The following is a 20,369-nucleotide window of genomic DNA, read 5'->3' as shown; positions in this document are numbered from 1 at the left end:
CCCTTCAAAAAATGCGGGGCCAGAACTGACCCGGAAGCTGGCGCAAGAACGCTAATTAATAGCGGTACACCATGTTGATATGGGCAATGCCCGCTTCATAGAATTCGTCGCCTTCGATCACGAAGCCGTGGCGCTGGTAGAACGGTGCTGCATGGCTCTGGGCACTGAGCGCCAGCACGCGGTCGCCCCGCGCATGGGCACGCGCCATCAGCGCCTGCAGCAGCTGGCCACCGACGCCTGTGCCACGCGCGCTCTTGCGCACTGCCATGCGGCCGATGTGACCATCCGGCAGCAAACGGCCCGTGCCAACCGCAACACCTGCGCCATCGTAGGCGATGGCGTGGATGCACACAGCATCCATCTGGTCCATTTCGAGTTCGGCCGGAACATTCTGTTCCTGCACGAAGACTTCCATGCGGATGGCCTGCGCCTGTTCCTTCAGGCTAGGCCAGTCGCCTACTGTCACACTGCAATTGGATAGCGTCATCAGATCAGTTTCACCAGTTGTTTGCCCAGATTCTGCCCTTGCAGCAGTCCCATAAATGCTTGCGGCGCGGCTGCCAGCCCTGCCGCAACGGTCTCATGATATTTCAGCTTGCCCTCGGCTACCAGCGCAGCGAGCTGTTCCAGCCCTTGCGGCCACAGGTCCATATGCTCGGTCACGATGAAGCCGCGCAGGCTCAGGCGGTTGATCAGCAGGATGCGCGAATTCTTGATCGGCATCTCCTGCCCGTTGAAGCCGCCTATCAGCCCGCACAGGGCGATGCGGCCAAACGCATTGCTGCGCGCCAGCGCGGCATCCAGCGTGGCGCCGCCCACATTCTCGAATATGCCATCGACACCATCCGGCGTGGCCGCCGCCAGATCGGCTTCGAGCTGACCCGCCTTGTAGTCCACGCAGGCATCAAAGCCCAGCACCTCGCGCACATGGGCGCATTTTTCTGGTCCGCCGGCGATGCCGACCACGCGGCAGCCCTGCAGCTTGGCCAGCTGGCCCACCACGCTGCCCACCGCGCCACTGGCGGCGGACACTACGATGGTTTCGCCAGTCTTGGGCGCGATGATCTGATTCAGACCATACCAGGCAGCCATGCCCGGCATGCCGGCCGCGCCCAGATACACGGAAAGGGGAATCCGGCTGATATCGAGCTTGCGCAGCAAGCTACCGTCGGCCACGCCCATCTCGGCCCAGCCCAGCAGGCCGCCAGCATAATCGCCCACGGCAAAATCGGCATGGCGGCTAGCCACCACCTGCCCGACAGTATTGCCTATCATGGTGTGATCGAGCGCCTGCGATGCCGCATAGCTCTTGGCTGCGCTCATGCGGCCGCGCATATACGGATCAAGCGACAGGTAGTGGTTGCGCACCAGAACTTCGCCATCGGCCAGCGCCGGTACGGCAACGCTTTCGAGGCGGAAGTTCTGTTCGGCCACCGGCCCGCGCGGACGGGCAGCCAGTACGATGCGCTGGTAAGTTGCGGGAATTTCAGGCGTCATACTGCCGACACCCCGCCATCGACTGCGAGTATCTGGCCGGTGATATGCTTGCCTGCATCCGAGGCGAACAGCACGGCCGCCCCTTTCAGGTCTTCATCGTCGCCCAGACGGCCCAGCGGCGCATCTTTGGCCAGCTGATCGGCGCCCATCTGGGCCAGCAGACCATGGGTCATCTTGGACGGGAAGAAGCCAGGCGCCAGCGCATTGACGGTGATGCCGAAACGGCCCCATTCGCCGGCCAGCGTGCGGGTAAAGTTCACCACCGCGCCCTTCGAGGTGTTGTAGGCAATGGTCTGCATGGTGCCGGGCGGATTGCCGGCCAGACCTGCAATCGAAGCAATGTTAATGATGCGGCCGTACTGGCGCGGAATCATCGAGCGCTTGCCCACCAGTTGCGAGACGAGGAAGATGCCGCGTATATTCAGGTTCATCACCTTGTCCCATGCCGCCACGGGATGATCCTCGGCCGGTGCGCCCCAGCTGGCGCCGGCGTTGTTGATCAGAATATCGATGTGGCCCAGCTGCGCCAGTGCGGCGGAAACCAGCGCTTCCGCGTCTGCTTCGCTGGACAGATCGGCCGCTACGCTGCTGGCATCGATGCCGCGCTGCTTGAGCAAGGCCACGGCCTCATCCAGTTCAGCCTGTTTGCGTGCCGAAATCACTACGCGCGCCCCCTGCTCGCCCAGCGCCAGCGCCATCTGCAGGCCCAGACCACGGGAGCCGCCCGTTACCAGTGCCGTTTTACCGGCCAGAGAAAACAATTCCTGAGTAGTACGCATGATGGTTCAGACCTCATAGTCCATGCACTGGCGCGCTTCGCGCACGGCGCCGAAGAACGGCTTCAGTGCCACATGTTGGGGATGATGCTGATAGGCGTCCAGTGCCGCCTGATCAGCAAATTCGGAGTACAGCAGCACATCGTAAGTCGCTTCCAGCCCCGGCTGGGCCACCACGGCTTCCAGCTTGAGGATGCCGGGCACAATGCCGGCGCAGGCGTCCAGCATGGCCTTCATCCTGGCGGCATTGGTGGCGCGGTCGGCCCCTTCGGCGTGCTCCTTGAGCTTCCACATGACGATGTGCTTGATCATAGTGTTCCTATCTGGCGCGGCAAGGGCGCCATCCTTGTTGACGTGGCGCGCAGCATACCGCTTTTACGGCGCTTGCACCACCACCGGCAAGGATGGCAGCCCGGCTCAGACCACTTCGAACAGGCCGGCAGCGCCCTGGCCGCCACCTATGCACATGGTGACCACCACATATTTCACGCCGCGCCGCTTGCCTTCGATCAGGGCGTGGCCCGTCAGGCGAGCACCGGAAACGCCATACGGATGGCCTACAGCGATGGCGCCGCCGTTGACGTTGAGCCGGTCCATCGGTATGCCCAGTTGGTCGGCGCAGTACAGCACCTGCACGGCAAACGCTTCATTGAGCTCCCACAGGCCGATGTCCTCGACCTTCAGACCGGCTTTCTTGAGCAGTTTGGGAATGGCGTAGACCGGACCTATGCCCATTTCATCAGGCTCGCAGCCGGCTACGGCAAAGCCGCGGAAGATGCCCAGCGGCTGCAGCCCTTTGGCTGCGGCCGTGGCGGCGCTCATCACGATGGCCATCGAGGCGCCATCGGAAAACTGGCTGGCATTGCCGGCGCTGATCACGCCGCCCGGCAGCGCCGTGCGGATCTTGGCCACGCCTTCATAAGTGGTATCGGCCCGTATGCCTTCGTCGGCGCTGATCGTCACTTCGCGCGACAGCAGCATGCCGCTGGCCTTGTCGGCCACGCCCATTACCGTCGTCATGGGCGCAATTTCTGCATCGAACAGACCGGCCGCCTGCGCCGCAGCAGCGCGCTGCTGGCTCTGCACGCCGTATTCATCCTGACGCTGGCGGCTGATGCCGTAGCGCTTGGCCACGGTTTCGGCCGTCTGCAGCATGGGCCAGTAGAGTTCCGGTTTGTGTTGCGCGAGCCACACTTCCTTGTACATATGCAGGTTCATTTCCTGTTGCACGCAGGAGATGGACTCCACGCCGCCGGCCGCATAGATGTCGCCTTCGCCGGCAATGATGCGCTGGGCCGCGGTAGCGATGGTCTGCAGGCCGGACGAACAGAAGCGGTTGATGGTCATGCCGGCCGTGCTGACGGGGCAGCCCGCGCGCAGGGCGATCTGGCGGGCGATATTGCCGCCCGTGGCGCCTTCCGGATTGGCGCAGCCTACCAGCACGTCTTCCACTTCACCCGCCTCAAGTCCGGCCCGGCTGATCGCCGCCTGCAGGGCATGGCCGCCCAGCGTGGCGCCATGGGTCATGTTGAAAGCGCCTTTCCACGATTTGGCCAGCGGGGTACGTGCAGTCGAAACGATTACAGCATCCATCATCGGAGTCTCCGTTATAGGTTAGAAAACCCAGCATAGCACACTTGGAGACAAATAAGCACGATCGTTCGCAAACCCCGTGTAAGCGGGCGGTAAGTTCACCGCAAGCACTGCGTAAGTTACGCGGCTCACACTAGCAGCAGGCTGATGAACTAGCAATCTTTCCAGCCATAACAATAAAAGACTCAGGAGACCAACATGGTGCGAGGCGCTGCAGTACGCCCACAGCATCCATCACCGCCGTTAACTGCGCAGGAACGCAAGGTCATCATCGGATCGTCGCTCGGCACCGTATTCGAATGGTACGACTTCTATCTGTATGGTGCGCTGGCGCCGATTATCGCCAAACAGTTCTTTGTCAGCGATAGCGCGACCAGCTTCATCTTCGCCCTGCTGGCTTTTGCCGCCGGCTTTCTGGTGCGCCCGTTCGGCGCGCTGGTGTTTGGCCGTCTGGGCGATCTGGTGGGCCGCAAGCACACTTTTCTGATCACCATTTTTATCATGGGCGGCTCGACTTTTCTGGTCGGCCTGCTGCCGGCCTATCACGCCATCGGCATTGCGGCGCCCATCAGTCTGGTCATCCTGCGTGTGCTGCAAGGGCTGGCACTGGGCGGCGAATATGGTGGCGCGGCGACCTATGTGGCCGAACATGCGCCGGACGGCAAGCGCGGCCTGTTCACCTCGTGGATACAGACTACCGCCACGCTGGGCCTGCTGCTTTCCCTGCTGGTAATACTAGGCACACGCATGGCCACGGGCGAAGCCGAGTTTGCCCACTGGGGCTGGCGCGTGCCTTTCCTGGTTTCCGTGATCCTGCTGGGGATCTCCGTATGGATACGCATGTCCATGGGCGAATCCCCCATGTTCGCGCGCATGAAGGCGGAAGGCCGTGGTTCCAGCGCGCCGATACAGGAAGCCTTCGGCCGCTGGTCCAATCTGCGCCTGGCCATCATCGCCCTGTTCGGGCTGACCATGGGCCAGGCCGCCGTGTGGTACACGGGCCAGTTCTATGCCTTGTTCTTCATGACCCAGACGCTGAAGATCGATGGCGCCACGGCCAATCTGATGAGCGCCATGTCGCTGGCACTGGCCACACCATTTTTCGTAGTGTTCGGCAAACTGTCGGACCGTTACGGGCGCAAATGGATCATCCTCAGCGGCTGCGTGCTGGCCGCCGCCACCTATTTCCCCCTGTTCGGCGCCCTCACCCATTACGGCAACCCTGCGCTCGAGGCAGCGCTGGAAAAAGCGCCCGTCACACTGATCGCCGATCCGGCTTCCTGCCATTTCCAGTTCAGCCCCAGCAACACCATCCGCTATCCTTCATCCTGCGATATCGCCGCCAGCCTGTTATCGAACGCTTCGGTGGCCTATGCCCATGAGGATGCGCCGGCCGGCAGCATCGCCCGCATCCGTATCGGCACGACTGAACTGGAAGCCTTCAACGCCAGCATGACAGCCAGCGGGGTCGATTTCGATCAGCCCAGCAAACTGGCGGAAACCCAGCTCAAGAAGGCACTGGCGGTGAGCATCAAGGCGGCCGGCTACCCTAGCCGGGCCGATGAAGGCCAGATCCACAAGCCCATGGTGGTGGCCATCCTGTTTGTACTGGTGCTGTATGTGACCATGGTGTACGGCCCCATCGCCGCCATGCTGGTAGAGATGTTCCCCACCCGCATACGCTACACGGCCATGTCGCTGCCCTACCATCTGGGCAATGGCTGGTTCGGCGGCCTGCTACCAACGGTGTCGTTTGCACTGGTGGCCTACAAGGGCGATATCTACTACGGCCTGTGGTATCCGATTGCCATCGCCTTGCTGACGGCCGTGGTCGGTACACTGTTCCTGCGCGAGACGCGTGGCGCCGGCGCAAAACACAAGGCCGCACAGGGCGGCCTTGAAGACTAATACGGCAAAGCGCTGGCGCGACCGAGATCAGCCGCCCAGCAGCAAGGTTCCAGCTTAGCTGTTAAAGCCCTTGCCTTCGCCCGCCAGTTTGACCAGCAGCGGCGCCGGCTGCCATGCACTGCCCTGATAGCCGCGCGCATACTGCGCCATGGCTGCCAGTACATTCGCCAGCCCCACCGTATCGGCATAGAACATCGGGCCGCCGCGGAACAGCGGGAAACCATAACCGGTCAGGTAGACCATATCGATATCGGAAGCCCGCAGGGCAATGCCCTCTTCCAGAATATGGGCCGCTTCATTGACCATGGAGTACACCAGACGTTCGACGATTTCCTGGTCGCTGATCTGGCGCCGGGTAATGCCTAGCTGGGCCGAGTGCTGAACGATCATCGCATTCACCTGCTCGTTCGGATAGGCTTTGCGGTCGCCCGCCTTATAGTCATACCAGCCGCCGCCCGTCTTCTGGCCGAAACGGCCCATTTCGCACAGCAGGTCGGCGCTGCGCGAATAAGTGATCTCGGGGCTCTCGATGGCGCGGCGCTTGCGGATCGCCCAGCCGATATCGTTACCGGCCAGATCGCCCATACGGAAAGGCCCCATGGCAAAGCCGAACTTCTCGATGGCCTGATCGACCTGCTCGGGCAGCGCACCTTCGTCCAGCAGGAAACCGGCCTGACGGCTGTACTGCTCTATCATGCGGTTGCCGATAAAGCCGTCGCACACACCGGACACCACGCCGGTCTTCTTGAGTTTTTTCGCCAGCGCCAGCGCCGTCGCCAGCACATCCTTGCCGGTCTGGGCGCCGCGCACGATTTCCAGCAGCTTCATTACGTTGGCCGGGCTGAAGAAATGCAGGCCGATCACGTCCTGCGGACGGCTGGTGAAGCTGGCGATGCGGTTCAGGTCCAGCGTGGAGGTGTTGGAGGCCAGAATGGCACCCGGCTTCATCACGCTATCGAGCTGACGGAACACGGTTTCCTTGACGCCCATGTCTTCGAACACGGCTTCCACCACGATGTCGGCCTGGGCGATATCGGCATAAGCCAGCGTGCCCGTCAGCAGAGCCATGCGCTGCTCCAGCTTCTCGGCCGTCAGCTTGCCCTTTTTCACCGTGTTGTCGTAATTCTTGCGGATGGTGGCCATGCCCTTGTCCAGCGCTTCCTGCCGGGTTTCCAGCAGTACCACCGGAATGCCTGCGTTGAGGAAGTTCATGGCAATGCCACCGCCCATGGTGCCGGCGCCGATCACGGCCGCCTGCTTGATGCTGCGCACCGGCGTATCGGCCGGCACATCGGGCACCTTGCTGGCCACGCGCTCGGCGAAGAAGGCGTGACGCAGGGCTTTCGATTCAGTGGTCTGCATCAGATGCAGGAAACGCTCGCGCTCGAATTTCAGGCCATCTTCGAATTTGCGGGTGACGGAAGCGGCCACCGTTTCGACGCACTCGAGCGGCGCAGGGAAAGGACCGGCCATGGCTTTGACGGTATTGCGCGAGAATTGCAGGAAAGCTTCATGATTCGGATAGTCGACCTTGCGCTCGCGCACTTTCGGCAGCGGACGCGCATCGGCCACTTTATCGGCAAAGGCGATGGCTTGCGCCAGCAGATCGGAACCGGCCTCGTAGACCGCATCGAACAGGGCCGTGCCGGCCAGCTTTTCCGACGCCACCGGGGTGCCGGAGACGATCATGTTCAGGGCCATCTCCAGCCCCAGCACGCGTGGCAGACGCTGGGTGCCGCCGGCACCGGGCAGCAGGCCCAGCTTCACTTCCGGCAGCGCAATCTGGGCGCCCGGCAGCGCCACGCGGTAGTGGCAGCCCAGTGCCAGTTCCAGCCCGCCGCCCATGCAGACCGTGTGGATGGCCGCTACCACCGGCTTGGTCGAGTTTTCCACCGTGGCGATCAGGGTATGCAGGCTGGGCTCGGCCAGTGCCTTGGGCGAATTGAATTCCTTGATATCGGCGCCGCCCGAGAAGGCTTTGCCGGCGCCGGTGATGACGATGGCCTTGACTGCTGCATCGGCCAGCGCCTGCTGTATTCCCTGCACCGCAGCCGTACGGGTTGCCAGGCCAAGGCCGTTGACGGGAGGATTGTTCAGCGTAATGACGGCTACTGCGCCGTGAACCTGATATTCAGCAGTCATGTCTCTTCCTTATAGTGTTGGTGCATGGAGTCCATGCCACTATACCGCATAAAAGAACGGTCGTATTATTATTTTTACTGACGGAAGTCAGGTGGCCAGCGCGGCGGCCGGCCACCAAAGCGCAGCGGGCGCTGCCTCAGGCTTGCGGACGGCGGCGGCGGGCGGCGATGCCCAGTACGCCCAGACCACCCAGCAACAGCATGGCGGAGGCCGGTTCCGGCACAGCTGCTGCATAGCCTTCGTATTGCAGCTGGGCCGATGCGGGGTCCCACACCAAGGAGCCTTGCAGCCCGTAGCTAAAGCCTTTCTGGCTATTCAGGCTGGCCAGCGTGGCACTATCGAGCTGCACCTGCAGCGTCAGGCGCTGACGGTCATACTGCAGCAGATAGTCCTGGGTGGCATAGTTGGAGGTGGTCAGCAGATACTGGTAGATAGGTGTGGCGACGCCGTTGGAATCGAAGTTGTAGCCGAATACCACATCCTGTGCAGCACTCGACGAACTATCTTCTGCGTAATTACCCGCCACTTTGTTAATCAGCGTCAGCGGCGCACCGTTGTTGTTGCCGGCCACCGAGGCGCTGCCCACGGTCAGACGGGCCGACTGGCTAGTGGGTACATATTCGCGCACCTGTTCGCGCACATAGCTCCGCACCACCCCTTCGCAGAACAGATAGCTGCCGCCTGCGGGGCATGGCGTGGAACCATGGGTTTCATTGGCCAGCTGGTAGCCGCCCAGCGCCGGGGCGCTGAGCTCGAAGCCGGCGGCCTGCACCTGCACGGTCAGGGTGGCTGCCGTGAAGGTGAAGTTGCTAGGCAGCAGACTGGCCATGCTCACATTCGATTTCAGTGGATCCAGCTCGAAACTGACCGTAGCAGCCTGGGCCGAACAGAGGGCGGAGCTCAGGGCCGCGGCCATCAGTACATTCTTCATAATGATATTAAAAATAAACTTTGAATAATGAAATGATAACCTATTGCAGGCTGCCGGTCGAGTTCAGGTAGCCGCCTCGCCCAGCAGATGGCTGCGGTACTGTTCGCGCAAACGGTTCTTCTGAATCTTGCCAGTGCCGCCTACGGGCAGGTGCTCGGCGAACACCACATCGTCCGGCAGCCACCATTTCGCCACCTTGCCCTCGAAGTGGGCCAGCAGGCTGTCGCGGTCCAGCGTCTGGCCGGGGCGCAGCACTACCACCAGCAGCGGGCGCTCATCCCACTTCGGATGGGCCACACCGATGCAGGCGGCCTGCATGACCGCCGGGTGCGACATGGCGATGTTCTCGAGGTCGATAGTGCCTATCCACTCGCCGCCGGACTTGATGACGTCCTTGCTGCGGTCGGTAATCTGCATGAAGCCATCGGCATCGATGGTGGACACATCGCCGGTGGGGAACCAGCCATCTTCCAGCACCTCGCCACCCTCGTCCTTGAAATAGCGCGCCACTATCCACGGGCCGCGCACCATCAGATGGCCATAGCTGACGCCATCCCACGGCAGTTCCTTGCCATCGTCGTCGACAATCTTCATATCCACGCCGTAGATGGCATGGCCCTGTTTCTGCAGGATTTTGCGCTGTTCTGCGCGACTCATGGCCAGATGCTTGCTCAGCAGCCCGCCCGTGGTCCCCAGTGGCGACATTTCCGTCATGCCCCAGCCATGGATGACTTCCACCCCGTATTCGTCGATCAGGGTATTCATCATGGCCGGCGGACAGGCCGAACCGCCGATCACGGTACGGCGGAAAGTGGAGAACTTCAGGCCATGTTCGGTCGCATAATTGATCAGCCCCAGCCAGACGGTCGGCACGCCGGCCGAGAAAGTCACGCCTTCGCTTTCCATCAGTTCGTAGACGGATTTGCCATCGAGCGCACCACCGGGGAACACCATCTTGGCACCGGACAGGGGTACGGAATACGGCAGCCCCCAGGCATTCACATGGAACATGGGCACCACCGGCATCACCGTGTCGCGCGAGGACACGTTCAGCACGTTCGGCAGCGCCGACGCGTAGGCGTGCAGCACGGTGGAGCGGTGCGAATACAGCACGCCTTTCGGGTTGCCCGTGGTGCCCGAGGTGTAGCACAGCGTGCAGGCCGAGTTCTCGTCGAACTGGGGCCACTGGTAATCGTCCGAATGGGCATTGATCAGGTCTTCGTAGCACAGCAGATTCGGGATCGCCGTGTGGGCCGGCATACGCTCCTTGCCACCCATCAGGATGTAGCCCTTGATCGTGCTGCAATGGGGCGCAAATGCTTCCACCAGCGGCAGGAAGCAGAAATCGAACATCAGGTACTGGTCTTCCGCATGGTTGCAGATGTAGGCCAGCTGTTCCGGATGCAAACGGGGGTTCATCGTGTGCAGCACGGCGCCCGAGCCGGATACGGCGTAATACGCCTCGAGATGGCGGTAACCATTCCACGCCAGCGTCGCGACCCGCTCGCCCATGCGCACGCCCAGCGCATGCAGTGCATTGGCCAGCCGCCTGGCGCGCTGATGGCAGTCGCGGAAGGTATAGCGGTGGATATCCCCCTCGACCCGGCGTGACACGATTTCGCTGCTGCCGTAATGGCGCGCAGCAAATTCGAGGATGCTGGAAACGATCAGGGGCTGGTTCATCATCTGGCCCATGACAGGACTCTGAGGGTACATGGCTATCTCCGAAAACATTGGTAAATGATGAACGAGTGTGGTTTGCCGGCAGCTACACCGTCAATGGTTTTCGATGCTGCAACGCAGCAGCAGCAAACACGGTAGAATCGCGCACGCTGCAATCTGCCACGCTACCGAACAGGAAATCAACTGCCATGCCTCTGCCGCTGGACCATACGCTGGACAACTCCTACGCTGCCCTGCCGCCAGCCTTCTATACCCGGCTGATGCCTACTCCGCTGCCCGCGCCCTATCTGGTGGCCGTCAGCGACCAGGCCGCCGAGCTGATAGGCCTGAACGCTGCGCAGGCCGCTGAAGGGCTGGAGGTATGGATAGGCAATGCCGTGCCACAGGGCGCCACGCCGCTGGCCGCCGTGTATTCGGGCCACCAGTTCGGCGTGTGGGCGGGCCAGCTCGGGGATGGTCGCGCCATCCTGCTCGGGGATGTCACCACGGCTGCCGGCCCCATGGAACTGCAGTGGAAAGGCGCGGGCCAGACGCCCTACTCGCGCATGGGCGACGGCCGCGCCGTACTGCGCTCGTCCATCCGCGAATTTCTCTGCTCGGAAGCCATGGCGGCGCTGGGCATACCGACTTCGCGCGCGCTGGCGCTGACCGGCTCCGATCACGGCGTGATGCGCGAGACCGTGGAAACGGCCGCCGTGGTGGTGCGCATGGCGCCCAGCTTTGTACGTTTCGGCTCGTTCGAGCACTGGTACTACCGCAAGCAGCCGGAACAGCTGAAAATACTGGCCGATTACGTGCTCGCGCGCTTCTTCCCCGCCCTGCTGGAGCAGGAACAGCCTTACGCGGCCCTGCTGCAGGAAGTCACCGAGCGCACGGCGCGCCTGATGGCGCAATGGCAAAGCGTGGGCTTCATGCATGGCGTGATGAATACCGACAATATGTCCATCCTCGGCCTGACGCTGGACTACGGCCCGTTCGGCTTCATGGAAAGCTTCGATCCCGGCCATATCTGCAACCACACCGACCAGCACGGCCGCTACAGCTATGCCAACCAGCCCGAGATCGGCCACTGGAACTGCTACGCGCTGGGGCAGGCGCTAATGCCGCTGATCGACGACGTGGCACTGGCGCAAGCGGCGCTGGACCGTTACCAGCCCGTGTTCGGCGCAGAGATGGAGCGGCTGCTGCATGCCAAACTGGGACTGAGCCAGCTGCCCGAACAGGCCGAAGCAGACCGCAGCCTGTTCGATGCCATGTTTGGTGTGATGGAAGCCAATGCCGTCGATTTCACCCTGTTCTTCCGCCACCTGTCCCAGCTAAAACGGGGCGACGCCAGCGGCGACAGCGCCGTGCGCGATCTGTTCATCGACAGGGAGGCGTTCGATCGCTGGGCCGCGCAATACCGCGCCCGCCTGCAGCACGAAGCAGCTGACGATGGCCAGCGCGCTGCGGCCATGAACCGTGTCAACCCGAAATACGTGCTGCGTAACTATCTGGCGCAAGTAGCCATTGAAAAGGCGCAGAATAAGGATTTCAGCGAAATTCACCGCCTGCTGTCAGTTTTACGCCACCCGTACGACGAACAACCGGAACATGCGGCGTATGCCGCATTGCCACCCGACTGGGCCAGCCATCTTGAGGTAAGCTGCTCATCCTAGCACCCCACTTTTAAGCGAGTGATAAGCCATGCAAGATAAAGTCATCCGTACCGACGCCGAATGGCGTGCCATGCTAGAACCTATGGAGTATCAGGTCACCCGCCACGCCGCAACGGAACGCGCTTTCACAGGCAAATTCTGGGATCACCACGCTGCCGGCGTGTACACCTGCGTCTGCTGCGACACGCCGCTGTTCCGTTCCGACGCCAAATTCGATTCCGGCTGCGGCTGGCCCAGCTATTTCGAAGCCATCGATCCGCGCCATGTGATCGAAAAAGTCGACCGTTCCCATGGTATGCTGCGCACCGAAATCCTGTGCGCCGTGTGCGACGCCCATCTGGGCCATGTTTTCCCGGATGGCCCGCCGCCTACCGGTTTGCGCTACTGTATTAACTCTGCTTCCTTACGCTTCGACCCACAATAACCGAGACACCATGAAATTCCTGTTCGATCTGATTCCCCTGATACTGTTTTTCGCAGCATACAAATTATCGGGATGGAATGCCGAGGCGGCCCAGCACTTTATTAACACCTATCTGAGCGGCATCGTGTCGGGCGGCTCCGTCACGCCCGATCAGGCTCCCATCGTGATCGCCACGCTGGTCGGCATACTCGCCACCATGGCCCAGATCGGCTATATCAAACTGCAGGGCCGCAAGGTCGATTTCGTGCTGTGGTTCTCGCTGGCCATGTTCATCTTCTTCGGCGGTCTGACCATCTATCTGCATGATGAAGACTTCATCAAATGGAAACTCAGCATCGTCTACTGGTTCTTCGCTTCCGGCCTGCTGGTGAGCGAGCTGGTGTTCAAGAAAAACCTGATGCGCAAGTCCATGGAAGAAATCGTCGAACTGCCGGACCTGATCTGGTCGCGCCTGAATCTGGCATGGATTTGTTTCTTCACTGCAATGGGCTTCCTCAACTGGTATCTGGCTTTCGTCCTGTTCAAAGGCGATACCAGCGCGTGGGTCAGCTTCAAGGCTTTCGGCTCTACGGCCATCATGTTTGTGTTCATCGTGGCACAGACCATCTATCTGTCGCGCCACATAAAGGATCAGGTATGAGCGATACCCGACTCGAACGCATGCGCAGCCGCATGCAAGCGGCCCTGCAGCCGCAGGAACTGGTGCTGGAAGACGATTCCGCCCTGCACGCCGGCCATGCCGGCGCAGCCTCCGGCGGTGGCCATTACAACGTCAGAATTGTTTCGTTACAATTTGAGGGGCTCAAACTCGTCACAAGACATCGACTCGTGTATGATTCTGTGCACGATATGATGCATAAAGAAATACATGCATTAGCCATTACTGCATTGGCACCGTCCGAAGTATGATGTAACGCGAGGTATGGGCGCTGTCCTATTCGTTGCAAAATAATTGAACAGAACAACAAATAGCTGATCCAACTCCCTGCCTAGCACTCCGCTTAATCTTTCCCCTTACAGGAATAAATAATGACTTTCAAGCCAGCCAAGTTGCTGATTGCACTTCTCGCCGTTATCGCCGTACCTGCTTTCGCACAGAACGTTGCCGTTGTTAATGGCAAAGCTATCCCGACCTCGCGCGTGGACGCCGTGGTCAAGCAAGTTGTTGCACAAGGCCAGCAGCCAGATTCGCCACAGCTGCGCGAACTGATCAAGAAAGACCTGATCGGCCGCGAAGTGCTGATGCAGGAAGCGGAAAAACAGGGTTTCGCCAAGGACGCCGCAGTCAAAGCACAAGTGGAAAATGCCCGTCAGGCCATCATCATCAACGCACTGGTGGGCGACTATATTAAGAAAAATCCGGTTACCGATGCCGACATCAAGGCGGAATACGACCGCTTCGTGGCCCAGAACGGCGACAAGGAATACCATGTACGCCACATCATGATGGCCACCGAAGCGGAAGCCAATGACGTGATCGCCAAGATCAAAGGCGGCGCCAAGTTCGAAGAACTGGCCAAGAACTCGAAAGACACCGGTTCGGCTGCCAACGGCGGCGATCTGGACTGGGCAGTGCCAGCAGCCTTCCCGCCTGCCTTCTCGGCCGCTTTCGTAGCGCTGCAAAAAGGCCAGGTTACCGAGAAGCCAGTACAGACGCCTAACGGCTTCCACGTGATCAAAGTGGACGACATCCGCGCTGCCAAACTGCCTACCCTGGAAGAAGTCAAACCACAGGTTGCTGAAGCGCTGGCACAGAAGAAAGTTCAAGCCTATCAGGAAGAACTGGTCAAGAAAGCAAAAGTGCAGTAATGTTGCACTAGGCGGCGCCCTGCGGGGCGCCGTTTTTGATTTAGCGTTGGTACCATGCACCGCCGAGTGCGATTTCTTGTTTTTTTATAGGATTTAATAATGATGTTGAAGCCAACCCGCATGATGTTAGCCCTGATCGCTGTTGCTGCAGCGCCAGTCTTCGCGCAAAACATAGCGACCGTGAATGGCAAAGCCATTCCAGCGTCCAAGGTAGATCAGGTGGTCAAACAGGTGGTGGCCCAGGGCCAGCAGCCAGACAGTCCGCAGCTGCGCGAAATGATCAAGAAAGACCTGATCGGCCGCGAAGTGCTGATCCAGGAAGCGGACAAGCAAGGTTTCGGCACCAAGGCTGAAGTCAAGGCCGCCATCGAAAATGCCCGTCAGAGCATCATCATCAACGCCATGCTGGCCGATTACCTGAAAAAGAATCCCGTCAAGGATGCCGACATGAAGGCCGAGTACGACAAGTACAAAGCTGCCATGGGCGAAAAAGAATACCACTCGCGTCACATCCTGGTGGGCACCGAGCAGGAAGCCAAGGACATCATCGCCAAGCTGAAGAGCGGTGGCAAGTTCGAAGAACTGGCCAAAGTATCGAAAGACGGTTCGGCTAACAACGGCGGCGATCTGGGCTGGATGACCCCGGGCAAACTGGTCAAGCCTTTCGCTGATGCCATGGTCGCTCTGAAAAACGGCGAAATCACCCAGACCCCGGTGAAAACCGAATTCGGTTTCCACGTGATCAAGATGGAAGAATCGCGCGCAGTCAAACTGCCATCGTTCGAAGAAGTCAAAGGCCAGATCAACGAAGCCATGCAGCAGCGTAAAATCGCCGCACTGCGTGAAGAGCTGATGGCCAAAGCCAAAATCCAGTAAACCGTTTATACGGTAAAACCAAAGCGCCTCACGGGGCGCTTTTTTATTGCCTGCTCAAACGCCATGACGACCGATACGCTGATCACCCTTCGCACCACCCTGCTCGCTGCAGCGGAAGCTGAACATGCACCAGCCATGCGCGCCTATATGCGCGACCAGTTCGAATTTCTCGGCGTGCGTACGCCGCAGCGGCGAGCCGCCTGCAAACCCGTGCTGGCAACGCTGAAAGGCCAGCCTGCATCAGCGCTGCTGGAACTGGCAGGCGCCTTGTGGCAGCAGCCGGAACGAGAATTCCAGTACGTCGCCATCGATCTGCTGGCGCTGCACTGGAAGCAGCTCGATGACAGCCACCTGCCCGCCCTGCTGCAGCTGGTGCAGCAGCGTTCGTGGTGGGATAGCGTGGACGGGCTGGCCGGCGTGATCGGCGACGTGCTGCGCTACCAGCATGCGGGCATGGATGACGCCATCGCCCATCAGAACTTGTGGGTGCGCCGCATCGCCCTGCTGCACCAGCTGGGCTGGCGTGGCAGAACCGACTGCGAACGGCTGTTCCGCTATGCGCTGCAGTGCGCCCACGAGCAGGAATTCTTCATCCAGAAAGCCATAGGCTGGGCCCTGCGCGACTATGCGCGCCACGACCCGCAGGCGGTGCACCGATTCACCAGCGAACACCAGCAGCAGCTGGCGCCACTCAGTTATCGCGAAGCGCGCAAGCACCTGTAAGCAGGCGGACGAAAAAAAGGCCGGCATCTGCCGGCCTTTTTGCAATCTCGCGGCTTAGCCGACGAACTTGCGGGCGTTACGGAACATGCGCATCCACGGCGAATCCTCGCCCCATGCGTCCGGATGCCACGATTGCTGCACGGTGCGGAATACGCGTTCGGCGTGCGGCATCATCACGGTGAAGCGGCCATCAGCCGTGGTCACCGAAGTCAGACCCTGTGGCGAACCGTTAGGGTTGTACGGATAGGCTTCCGTCGCCGCGCCACGGTTGTCGATGTAACGCATGGCGGCCACGGCCTGAGCGATGTCGCCGGTCTGGCTGAAGTCCGCATAGCCTTCGCCGTGGGCGATGGCGATGGCCGTCTGGGTGCCAGCCATGCCGCTGAAGAAGATAGACGGCGAATCCAGCACTTCCACCATGGCGAAGCGGGCTTCGAACTTCTCCGACTTGTTGGTGGTGAACTTAGGCCACGCGTGAGCGCCCGGAATGATGGACTTCAGATTGCTCATCATCTGGCAGCCGTTGCACACGCCCAGGCCGAAGCTGTCGGTACGGGCAAAGAAGCGCGCGAACTGGTCGGACAGTGCGTTGTTGAACAGGATGGTCTTGGCCCAGCCTTCGCCTGCACCGAGCACGTCGCCGTAGGAGAAACCACCGACAGCGATAATGCCCTGGAAGTCATCGAGCTTGACGCGGCCAGCAATCAGGTCGCTCATGTGCACGTCGACAGCAGTGAAGCCTGCCTGATGCATCACGTAAGCCGTTTCGATATGCGAGTTGACGCCCTGCTCGCGCAGGATAGCCACGAGTGGACGCACGCCGGTAGCGAGGAATGGCGCGGCCACGTTCTCGCTCAGATCGAAAGTGATACGCGGGGTCATGCCCGGATCGGTTTCGTCCAGCAGACGGTCGTATTCGGCATCGGCGCAGGCCGGATTGTCGCGCAGGCGGGCGATACGCCAGCTGGTCTCGCTCCACAGACGGTGCAGCGCCGAACGTGGCTGTGCGTAGATGGTCTTGGCATCGCGCGTGAATTCGATCACACCGCGGTCATTCGGCTTACCGATGATGTGGCTGCAGGCACCGAGGTTGTAGCTGCGCAGTACATCCATCACCAGCGACTTCTCTTCGGCGCGTACCTGAATTACCGCACCCAGTTCTTCCGAGAACAGCGCGCGCAGGGTCTGCTCGTTGCGGCGCTCGGCGATCTGGCCAGCCCAGTTCTTGGCGTCGCCCTGATCGGCACCATGGCCCTGATCCAGCGTCAGGATGTCGAGATTGATCGACAGGCCGGCACGGCCAGCGAACGCCATTTCCGTCAGCGTGCCGTACAGGCCACCATCCGAACGGTCGTGGTAGGCCAGCAGCTTGTCTTCCTTGTTCAGTTGCTGGATGGCGGCGAAGAAGCCTTTCAGGTCTTCCGGGCTATCCACGTCCGGCGTTTCATTGCCCAGCTGGCCCATCACCAGCGACAGCGCCGAAGCACCCATACGGTTTTTGCCGCGGCCCAGATCGATCAGGATGATGGAAGTATCACCGAGGTCGGTGCGGATCTGCGGGGTCAGCGACTTGCGTACGTCGTAGACAGGCGCAAACGAGGACACGATCAGCGATACCGGCGAAGTCACGGCCTTGCTCTCGCCTTCGTCTTTCCAGGTGGTGCGCATCGACAGCGAATCTTTACCAACCGGGATGGAGATGCCCAGTGCCGGGCACAGTTCCATACCCACAGCTTTCACCGTGTCATACAGCGCCGCATCCTGGCCGGGCTGGCCGCAGGCAGCCATCCAGTTGGCCGACAGCTTGATGTCGGAGATATCGTTAATCGGTGCGGCAGCGATATTGGTCACGGCTTCTGCCACGGCCATACGGCCCGAAGCAGCAGCGTCGATCACGGCCAGCGGGGTACGCTCGCCCATGGCCATCGCTTCGCCCTGGTAGCCTTCGAAGCTCATGGCCGTCACAGCGCAATCAGCCACCGGCACCTGCCATGGACCGACCATCTGGTCGCGCACGGACATGCCGCCCACGCTACGGTCACCGATGGTGATCAGGAAGGATTTGTCGCCCACGGTAGGCAGCAGCAGCACGCGCTTGGCCACTTCTTCCAGATCCATGCCGGTCAGGTCGATGGCAGGGAAATCGTTCTGCACATGGTGTACATCGCGCTGCATCTTCGGCGGTTTGCCTAGCAGGACTTCCATCGGCATATCGACCGGCGAGTTGCCCAGTTCGGGATCGATCAGCTTGAGCTGGCGTTCTTCGGTGGCCGTGCCGACCACGGCGAACAGGCAGCGCTCGCGCTCGCACAGACCTTTAAACAATTCCAGATTTTCCGGAGCGATCGCCAGTACATAGCGTTCCTGCGATTCGTTCGACCAGATCTCTTTCGGTGCCATGCCGCTTTCTTCCAGCGGAATCTTGCGCAGATCGAAGATGGCGCCACGCTTGGCGTCGTTGGTGATTTCAGGGAAGGCATTCGACAGACCACCGGCGCCCACGTCGTGGATGGAGATGATAGGGTTCTTAGGCCCCAGCTGCCAGCAGCTGTTGATCACTTCCTGGGCGCGGCGTTCCATTTCCGGATTGCCGCGCTGTACCGAGTCGAAGTCCAGATCAGCCGTATTGGTGCCGGTCGCCATCGACGAAGCAGCCGAACCGCCCATACCGATGCGCATGCCCGGGCCGCCCAGCTGCACCAGCAGGCTACCGACCGGGATATCGTTCTTGTGGGTGTGCTGCGCCGAGATATTGCCGATACCACCGGCAATCATGATCGGCTTATGGTAGCCCATCACGGTGTCGTGCGCGCCGGCGAACTGCTTGCCGATGTTCTGTTCATAGGTACGGAAGTAGCCGCCCAGTACCGGACGACCGAATTCATTGCTGAAGGCGGCGCCACCGAGCGGGCCTTCGATCATGATCTGCAGTGCCGAAGCGATGCGGTCAGGCTTGCCGTAGGCTTTGCCGCTGTCGCGGTAATCGGCCACGGCACCGGTCACGCTGGCATCGTTTTCCCATGCCTGCACGGCACCCGGCAGCATCAGATTCGATACGGTGAAACCGGTCAGGCCAGCTTTCGGCTTGGCGCCACGGCCCGTTGCACCTTCGTCGCGGATCTCGCCGCCGGCACCGGTAGAGGCGCCCGGGAATGGCGAAATCGCGGTCGGGTGATTGTGGGTTTCCACCTTCATCAGCGTGTGGGTCAGTTCCGTCACGGGCGCGTACTGGTGCGCTTCGCCCTGCGGGAAGAAGCGCATCACTTCCGCGCCTTCCATGATGGAGGAGTTGTCGCTATACGCTACCACGGTGCCCTTAGGCTGCAGCTGGTGGGTGTTCTTGATCATGCCGAACAGCGATTTGGGCTGGGCTACGCCGTCGATGGTCCAGTCGGCGTTGAAGATCTTGTGGCGGCAGTGCTCACTGTTCGCCTGCGCGAACATCATCAGCTCCACGTCGGTCGGGTTGCGGCCCGCTTTGGTGAAGGCGGCGTCCAGATACTCGATTTCATCGTCCGACATGGCCAGACCGAGGTCGGTGTTGGCTTTTTCCAGCGCGGCCTTGCCGGCGCCGATCACGTCCACGGTTTCCAGCGGACGCGCTTCCAGCGTGCGGAACAGGCCCGCTGCTTCATCCGGATGGCGCAGCACGGATTCCGTCATGCGGTCGTGCAGCAAAGCTGACACGGCCTGGGCCTGTTCGGCGTTCAAGTGCTTGGTCGCGCCTATGCTGCTGCCCAGTATGCCGGCCTTGAGGTTGATACGGTAGGCAATCCCCCGCTCTACCCGCTTCACATGGGCCATGCCGCAGTTGTGCACGATATCGGTCGCTTTCGAGGCCCATGGCGAAATGGTGCCCAGACGGGGAATCACGAAGAATTCCTCGACAGCGCCTTCCGTGTTGTCCGGATGGGCAGGCTCACCGTAGGTCAGCAGTGCGCCGAGGCGGCGGCTGTCGTCGTCGGACAGGGGCGCGGAGGCATCGATAAAGTGAACGAAGCGCGCCTGAACGGCGGCAATGGCAGGCAGCACAGCTTGCAGTTGGGTCAACAGGCGTTGGCTACGGAATGCGGACAGGGCATTGGAGCCCGGCAGAATCAACATGGTTGGAAGATGGTTGATGCAGCAAGGCTGCGGATTAAAGGGCGATGAGGCATGAGGACACGATTGCTACTTATGTCTTACTACGGATGTCTTACTACCTGAGTGGCAGAATTCCTTTGCGCGCATTATACCCTTTACCACGCTGTCTATACAGCGCCACAACAGACAAAAACTGCTTTCAAAGCAACATTTTCCACCTTCTACGGCCCAAATATTGACCAAAAATGGCGCTTTCAGCGTGTTTT

General features: G+C 60.8%; 17 protein-coding genes. 8 read left to right on the top strand and 9 right to left on the bottom strand.

The features are described from left to right. Window positions 1–55: 55 nt before the first annotated feature. The 5 genes from GTP23_RS11825 to GTP23_RS11805 form a co-directional block, all read right to left on the bottom strand. Window positions 56–487 carry a GNAT family N-acetyltransferase gene (locus tag GTP23_RS11825; protein ID WP_161035295.1) on the bottom strand — a complete coding sequence of 144 codons (432 nt, stop codon included), beginning with the start codon at window positions 485–487 and terminating at the stop codon, window positions 56–58. After that, window positions 487–1,485 (bottom strand): MDR family NADP-dependent oxidoreductase, encoded by a 999-nt coding sequence (locus GTP23_RS11820; protein ID WP_161035606.1) that lies wholly within the window; start codon window positions 1,483–1,485, stop codon window positions 487–489. Before GTP23_RS11820 ends, GTP23_RS11825 begins: the two co-directional genes overlap by 1 nt. 8 nt (window positions 1,486–1,493) lie before the next feature. Further along, window positions 1,494–2,276, bottom strand: a complete 783-nt coding sequence (locus GTP23_RS11815) for an SDR family oxidoreductase (RefSeq protein ID WP_155435968.1) — start codon at window positions 2,274–2,276, stop codon at window positions 1,494–1,496. 6 nt (window positions 2,277–2,282) lie between these two features. After that, complete coding sequence (locus GTP23_RS11810; RefSeq protein ID WP_161035294.1) at window positions 2,283–2,585, bottom strand: Dabb family protein; 303 nt, start codon at window positions 2,583–2,585, stop codon at window positions 2,283–2,285. A gap of 105 nt (window positions 2,586–2,690) precedes the next feature. Next, complete coding sequence (locus GTP23_RS11805; RefSeq protein WP_161035293.1) at window positions 2,691–3,869, bottom strand: acetyl-CoA C-acyltransferase; 1,179 nt, start codon at window positions 3,867–3,869, stop codon at window positions 2,691–2,693. Between the two features lie 195 nt (window positions 3,870–4,064). Between GTP23_RS11805 and GTP23_RS11800 the strand changes: the two genes are divergently transcribed. Beyond that, window positions 4,065–5,774, top strand: a complete 1,710-nt coding sequence (locus tag GTP23_RS11800) for an MFS transporter (RefSeq protein WP_161035292.1) — start codon at window positions 4,065–4,067, stop codon at window positions 5,772–5,774. Window positions 5,775–5,828: 54 nt separating this feature from the next. On the opposite strand, the gene GTP23_RS11795 is transcribed toward GTP23_RS11800, so the two are convergent. The 3 genes from GTP23_RS11795 to GTP23_RS11785 all read right to left on the bottom strand — a co-directional run bounded on the left by GTP23_RS11795 (window position 5,829) and on the right by GTP23_RS11785 (window position 10,563). Next, window positions 5,829–7,916 carry a 3-hydroxyacyl-CoA dehydrogenase NAD-binding domain-containing protein gene (locus GTP23_RS11795; protein ID WP_161035291.1) on the bottom strand — a complete coding sequence of 696 codons (2,088 nt, stop codon included), beginning with the start codon at window positions 7,914–7,916 and terminating at the stop codon, window positions 5,829–5,831. A 136-nt stretch (window positions 7,917–8,052) separates the two neighbouring features. Further along, window positions 8,053–8,847, bottom strand: a complete 795-nt coding sequence (locus GTP23_RS11790) for a PEP-CTERM sorting domain-containing protein (protein WP_202412147.1) — start codon at window positions 8,845–8,847, stop codon at window positions 8,053–8,055. A gap of 63 nt (window positions 8,848–8,910) precedes the next feature. After that, window positions 8,911–10,563 carry a 3-(methylthio)propionyl-CoA ligase gene (locus tag GTP23_RS11785; protein ID WP_161035290.1) on the bottom strand — a complete coding sequence of 551 codons (1,653 nt, stop codon included), beginning with the start codon at window positions 10,561–10,563 and terminating at the stop codon, window positions 8,911–8,913. 155 nt (window positions 10,564–10,718) lie between these two features. Between GTP23_RS11785 and GTP23_RS11780 the strand changes: the two genes are divergently transcribed. The 7 genes from GTP23_RS11780 (at window position 10,719) to GTP23_RS11750 (ending at window position 16,020) form a co-directional block, all read left to right on the top strand. Continuing rightward, window positions 10,719–12,188, top strand: coding sequence for a protein adenylyltransferase SelO (locus GTP23_RS11780; protein WP_161035289.1), 1,470 nt, complete (start codon window positions 10,719–10,721; stop codon window positions 12,186–12,188). 28 nt (window positions 12,189–12,216) lie between these two features. Further along, complete coding sequence (msrB, locus tag GTP23_RS11775; RefSeq protein WP_161035288.1) at window positions 12,217–12,612, top strand: peptide-methionine (R)-S-oxide reductase MsrB; 396 nt, start codon at window positions 12,217–12,219, stop codon at window positions 12,610–12,612. 10 nt (window positions 12,613–12,622) lie between these two features. Then, window positions 12,623–13,252 (top strand): septation protein A, encoded by a 630-nt coding sequence (locus tag GTP23_RS11770; protein WP_161035287.1) that lies wholly within the window; start codon window positions 12,623–12,625, stop codon window positions 13,250–13,252. Then, window positions 13,249–13,521 carry a BolA family protein gene (locus tag GTP23_RS11765; RefSeq protein WP_155435959.1) on the top strand — a complete coding sequence of 91 codons (273 nt, stop codon included), beginning with the start codon at window positions 13,249–13,251 and terminating at the stop codon, window positions 13,519–13,521. The genes GTP23_RS11770 and GTP23_RS11765 overlap by 4 nt, the downstream gene beginning before the upstream one ends. A gap of 120 nt (window positions 13,522–13,641) precedes the next feature. Beyond that, a complete protein-coding gene (locus GTP23_RS11760; protein ID WP_155435958.1) occupies window positions 13,642–14,421 on the top strand; it encodes a peptidylprolyl isomerase in 780 nt (259 codons plus the stop codon). Window positions 14,422–14,520: 99 nt separating this feature from the next. Next, window positions 14,521–15,297, top strand: coding sequence for a peptidylprolyl isomerase (locus GTP23_RS11755; protein ID WP_161035286.1), 777 nt, complete (start codon window positions 14,521–14,523; stop codon window positions 15,295–15,297). Between the two features lie 63 nt (window positions 15,298–15,360). Continuing rightward, on the top strand, window positions 15,361–16,020 hold the full coding sequence (locus GTP23_RS11750) for a DNA alkylation repair protein (protein WP_161035285.1): 660 nt from the start codon (window positions 15,361–15,363) through the stop codon (window positions 16,018–16,020). A gap of 54 nt (window positions 16,021–16,074) precedes the next feature. On the opposite strand, the gene purL is transcribed toward GTP23_RS11750, so the two are convergent. After that, entirely contained in the window at window positions 16,075–20,124 is a 4,050-nt protein-coding gene (gene purL, locus GTP23_RS11745) for a phosphoribosylformylglycinamidine synthase (RefSeq protein ID WP_161035284.1), read from the bottom strand. Window positions 20,125–20,369: the final 245 nt, after the last annotated feature.

This window comes from Duganella fentianensis (assembly GCF_009857835.1).
Taxonomy (GTDB): Bacteria; Pseudomonadota; Gammaproteobacteria; order Burkholderiales; family Burkholderiaceae_D; genus Rugamonas; species Rugamonas fentianensis.
Note: the sequence above shows the minus strand (reverse complement) of the source record. Positions and strands in the feature narration are given on the sequence as shown.

Excerpts from the sequence above, each read along its gene's own strand:
- GTP23_RS11825 (WP_161035295.1), bottom strand. The coding sequence starts at position 487 with ATGACGCTATCCAATTGCAGTGTGACAGTAGGCGACTGGCCTAGCCTG.
- GTP23_RS11815 (WP_155435968.1), bottom strand. The coding sequence starts at position 2,276 with ATGCGTACTACTCAGGAATTGTTTTCTCTGGCCGGTAAAACGGCACTG.
- GTP23_RS11810 (WP_161035294.1), bottom strand. The coding sequence starts at position 2,585 with ATGATCAAGCACATCGTCATGTGGAAGCTCAAGGAGCACGCCGAAGGG.
- GTP23_RS11805 (WP_161035293.1), bottom strand. The coding sequence starts at position 3,869 with ATGATGGATGCTGTAATCGTTTCGACTGCACGTACCCCGCTGGCCAAA.
- GTP23_RS11800 (WP_161035292.1), top strand. The coding sequence starts at position 4,065 with ATGGTGCGAGGCGCTGCAGTACGCCCACAGCATCCATCACCGCCGTTA.
- GTP23_RS11795 (WP_161035291.1), bottom strand. The coding sequence starts at position 7,916 with ATGACTGCTGAATATCAGGTTCACGGCGCAGTAGCCGTCATTACGCTG.
- GTP23_RS11790 (WP_202412147.1), bottom strand. The coding sequence starts at position 8,847 with ATGAAGAATGTACTGATGGCCGCGGCCCTGAGCTCCGCCCTCTGTTCG.
- GTP23_RS11785 (WP_161035290.1), bottom strand. The coding sequence starts at position 10,563 with ATGTACCCTCAGAGTCCTGTCATGGGCCAGATGATGAACCAGCCCCTG.
- GTP23_RS11780 (WP_161035289.1), top strand. The coding sequence starts at position 10,719 with ATGCCTCTGCCGCTGGACCATACGCTGGACAACTCCTACGCTGCCCTG.
- msrB (WP_161035288.1), top strand. The coding sequence starts at position 12,217 with ATGCAAGATAAAGTCATCCGTACCGACGCCGAATGGCGTGCCATGCTA.
- GTP23_RS11770 (WP_161035287.1), top strand. The coding sequence starts at position 12,623 with ATGAAATTCCTGTTCGATCTGATTCCCCTGATACTGTTTTTCGCAGCA.
- GTP23_RS11765 (WP_155435959.1), top strand. The coding sequence starts at position 13,249 with ATGAGCGATACCCGACTCGAACGCATGCGCAGCCGCATGCAAGCGGCC.
- GTP23_RS11760 (WP_155435958.1), top strand. The coding sequence starts at position 13,642 with ATGACTTTCAAGCCAGCCAAGTTGCTGATTGCACTTCTCGCCGTTATC.
- GTP23_RS11755 (WP_161035286.1), top strand. The coding sequence starts at position 14,521 with ATGATGTTGAAGCCAACCCGCATGATGTTAGCCCTGATCGCTGTTGCT.
- GTP23_RS11750 (WP_161035285.1), top strand. The coding sequence starts at position 15,361 with ATGACGACCGATACGCTGATCACCCTTCGCACCACCCTGCTCGCTGCA.
- purL (WP_161035284.1), bottom strand. The coding sequence starts at position 20,124 with ATGTTGATTCTGCCGGGCTCCAATGCCCTGTCCGCATTCCGTAGCCAA.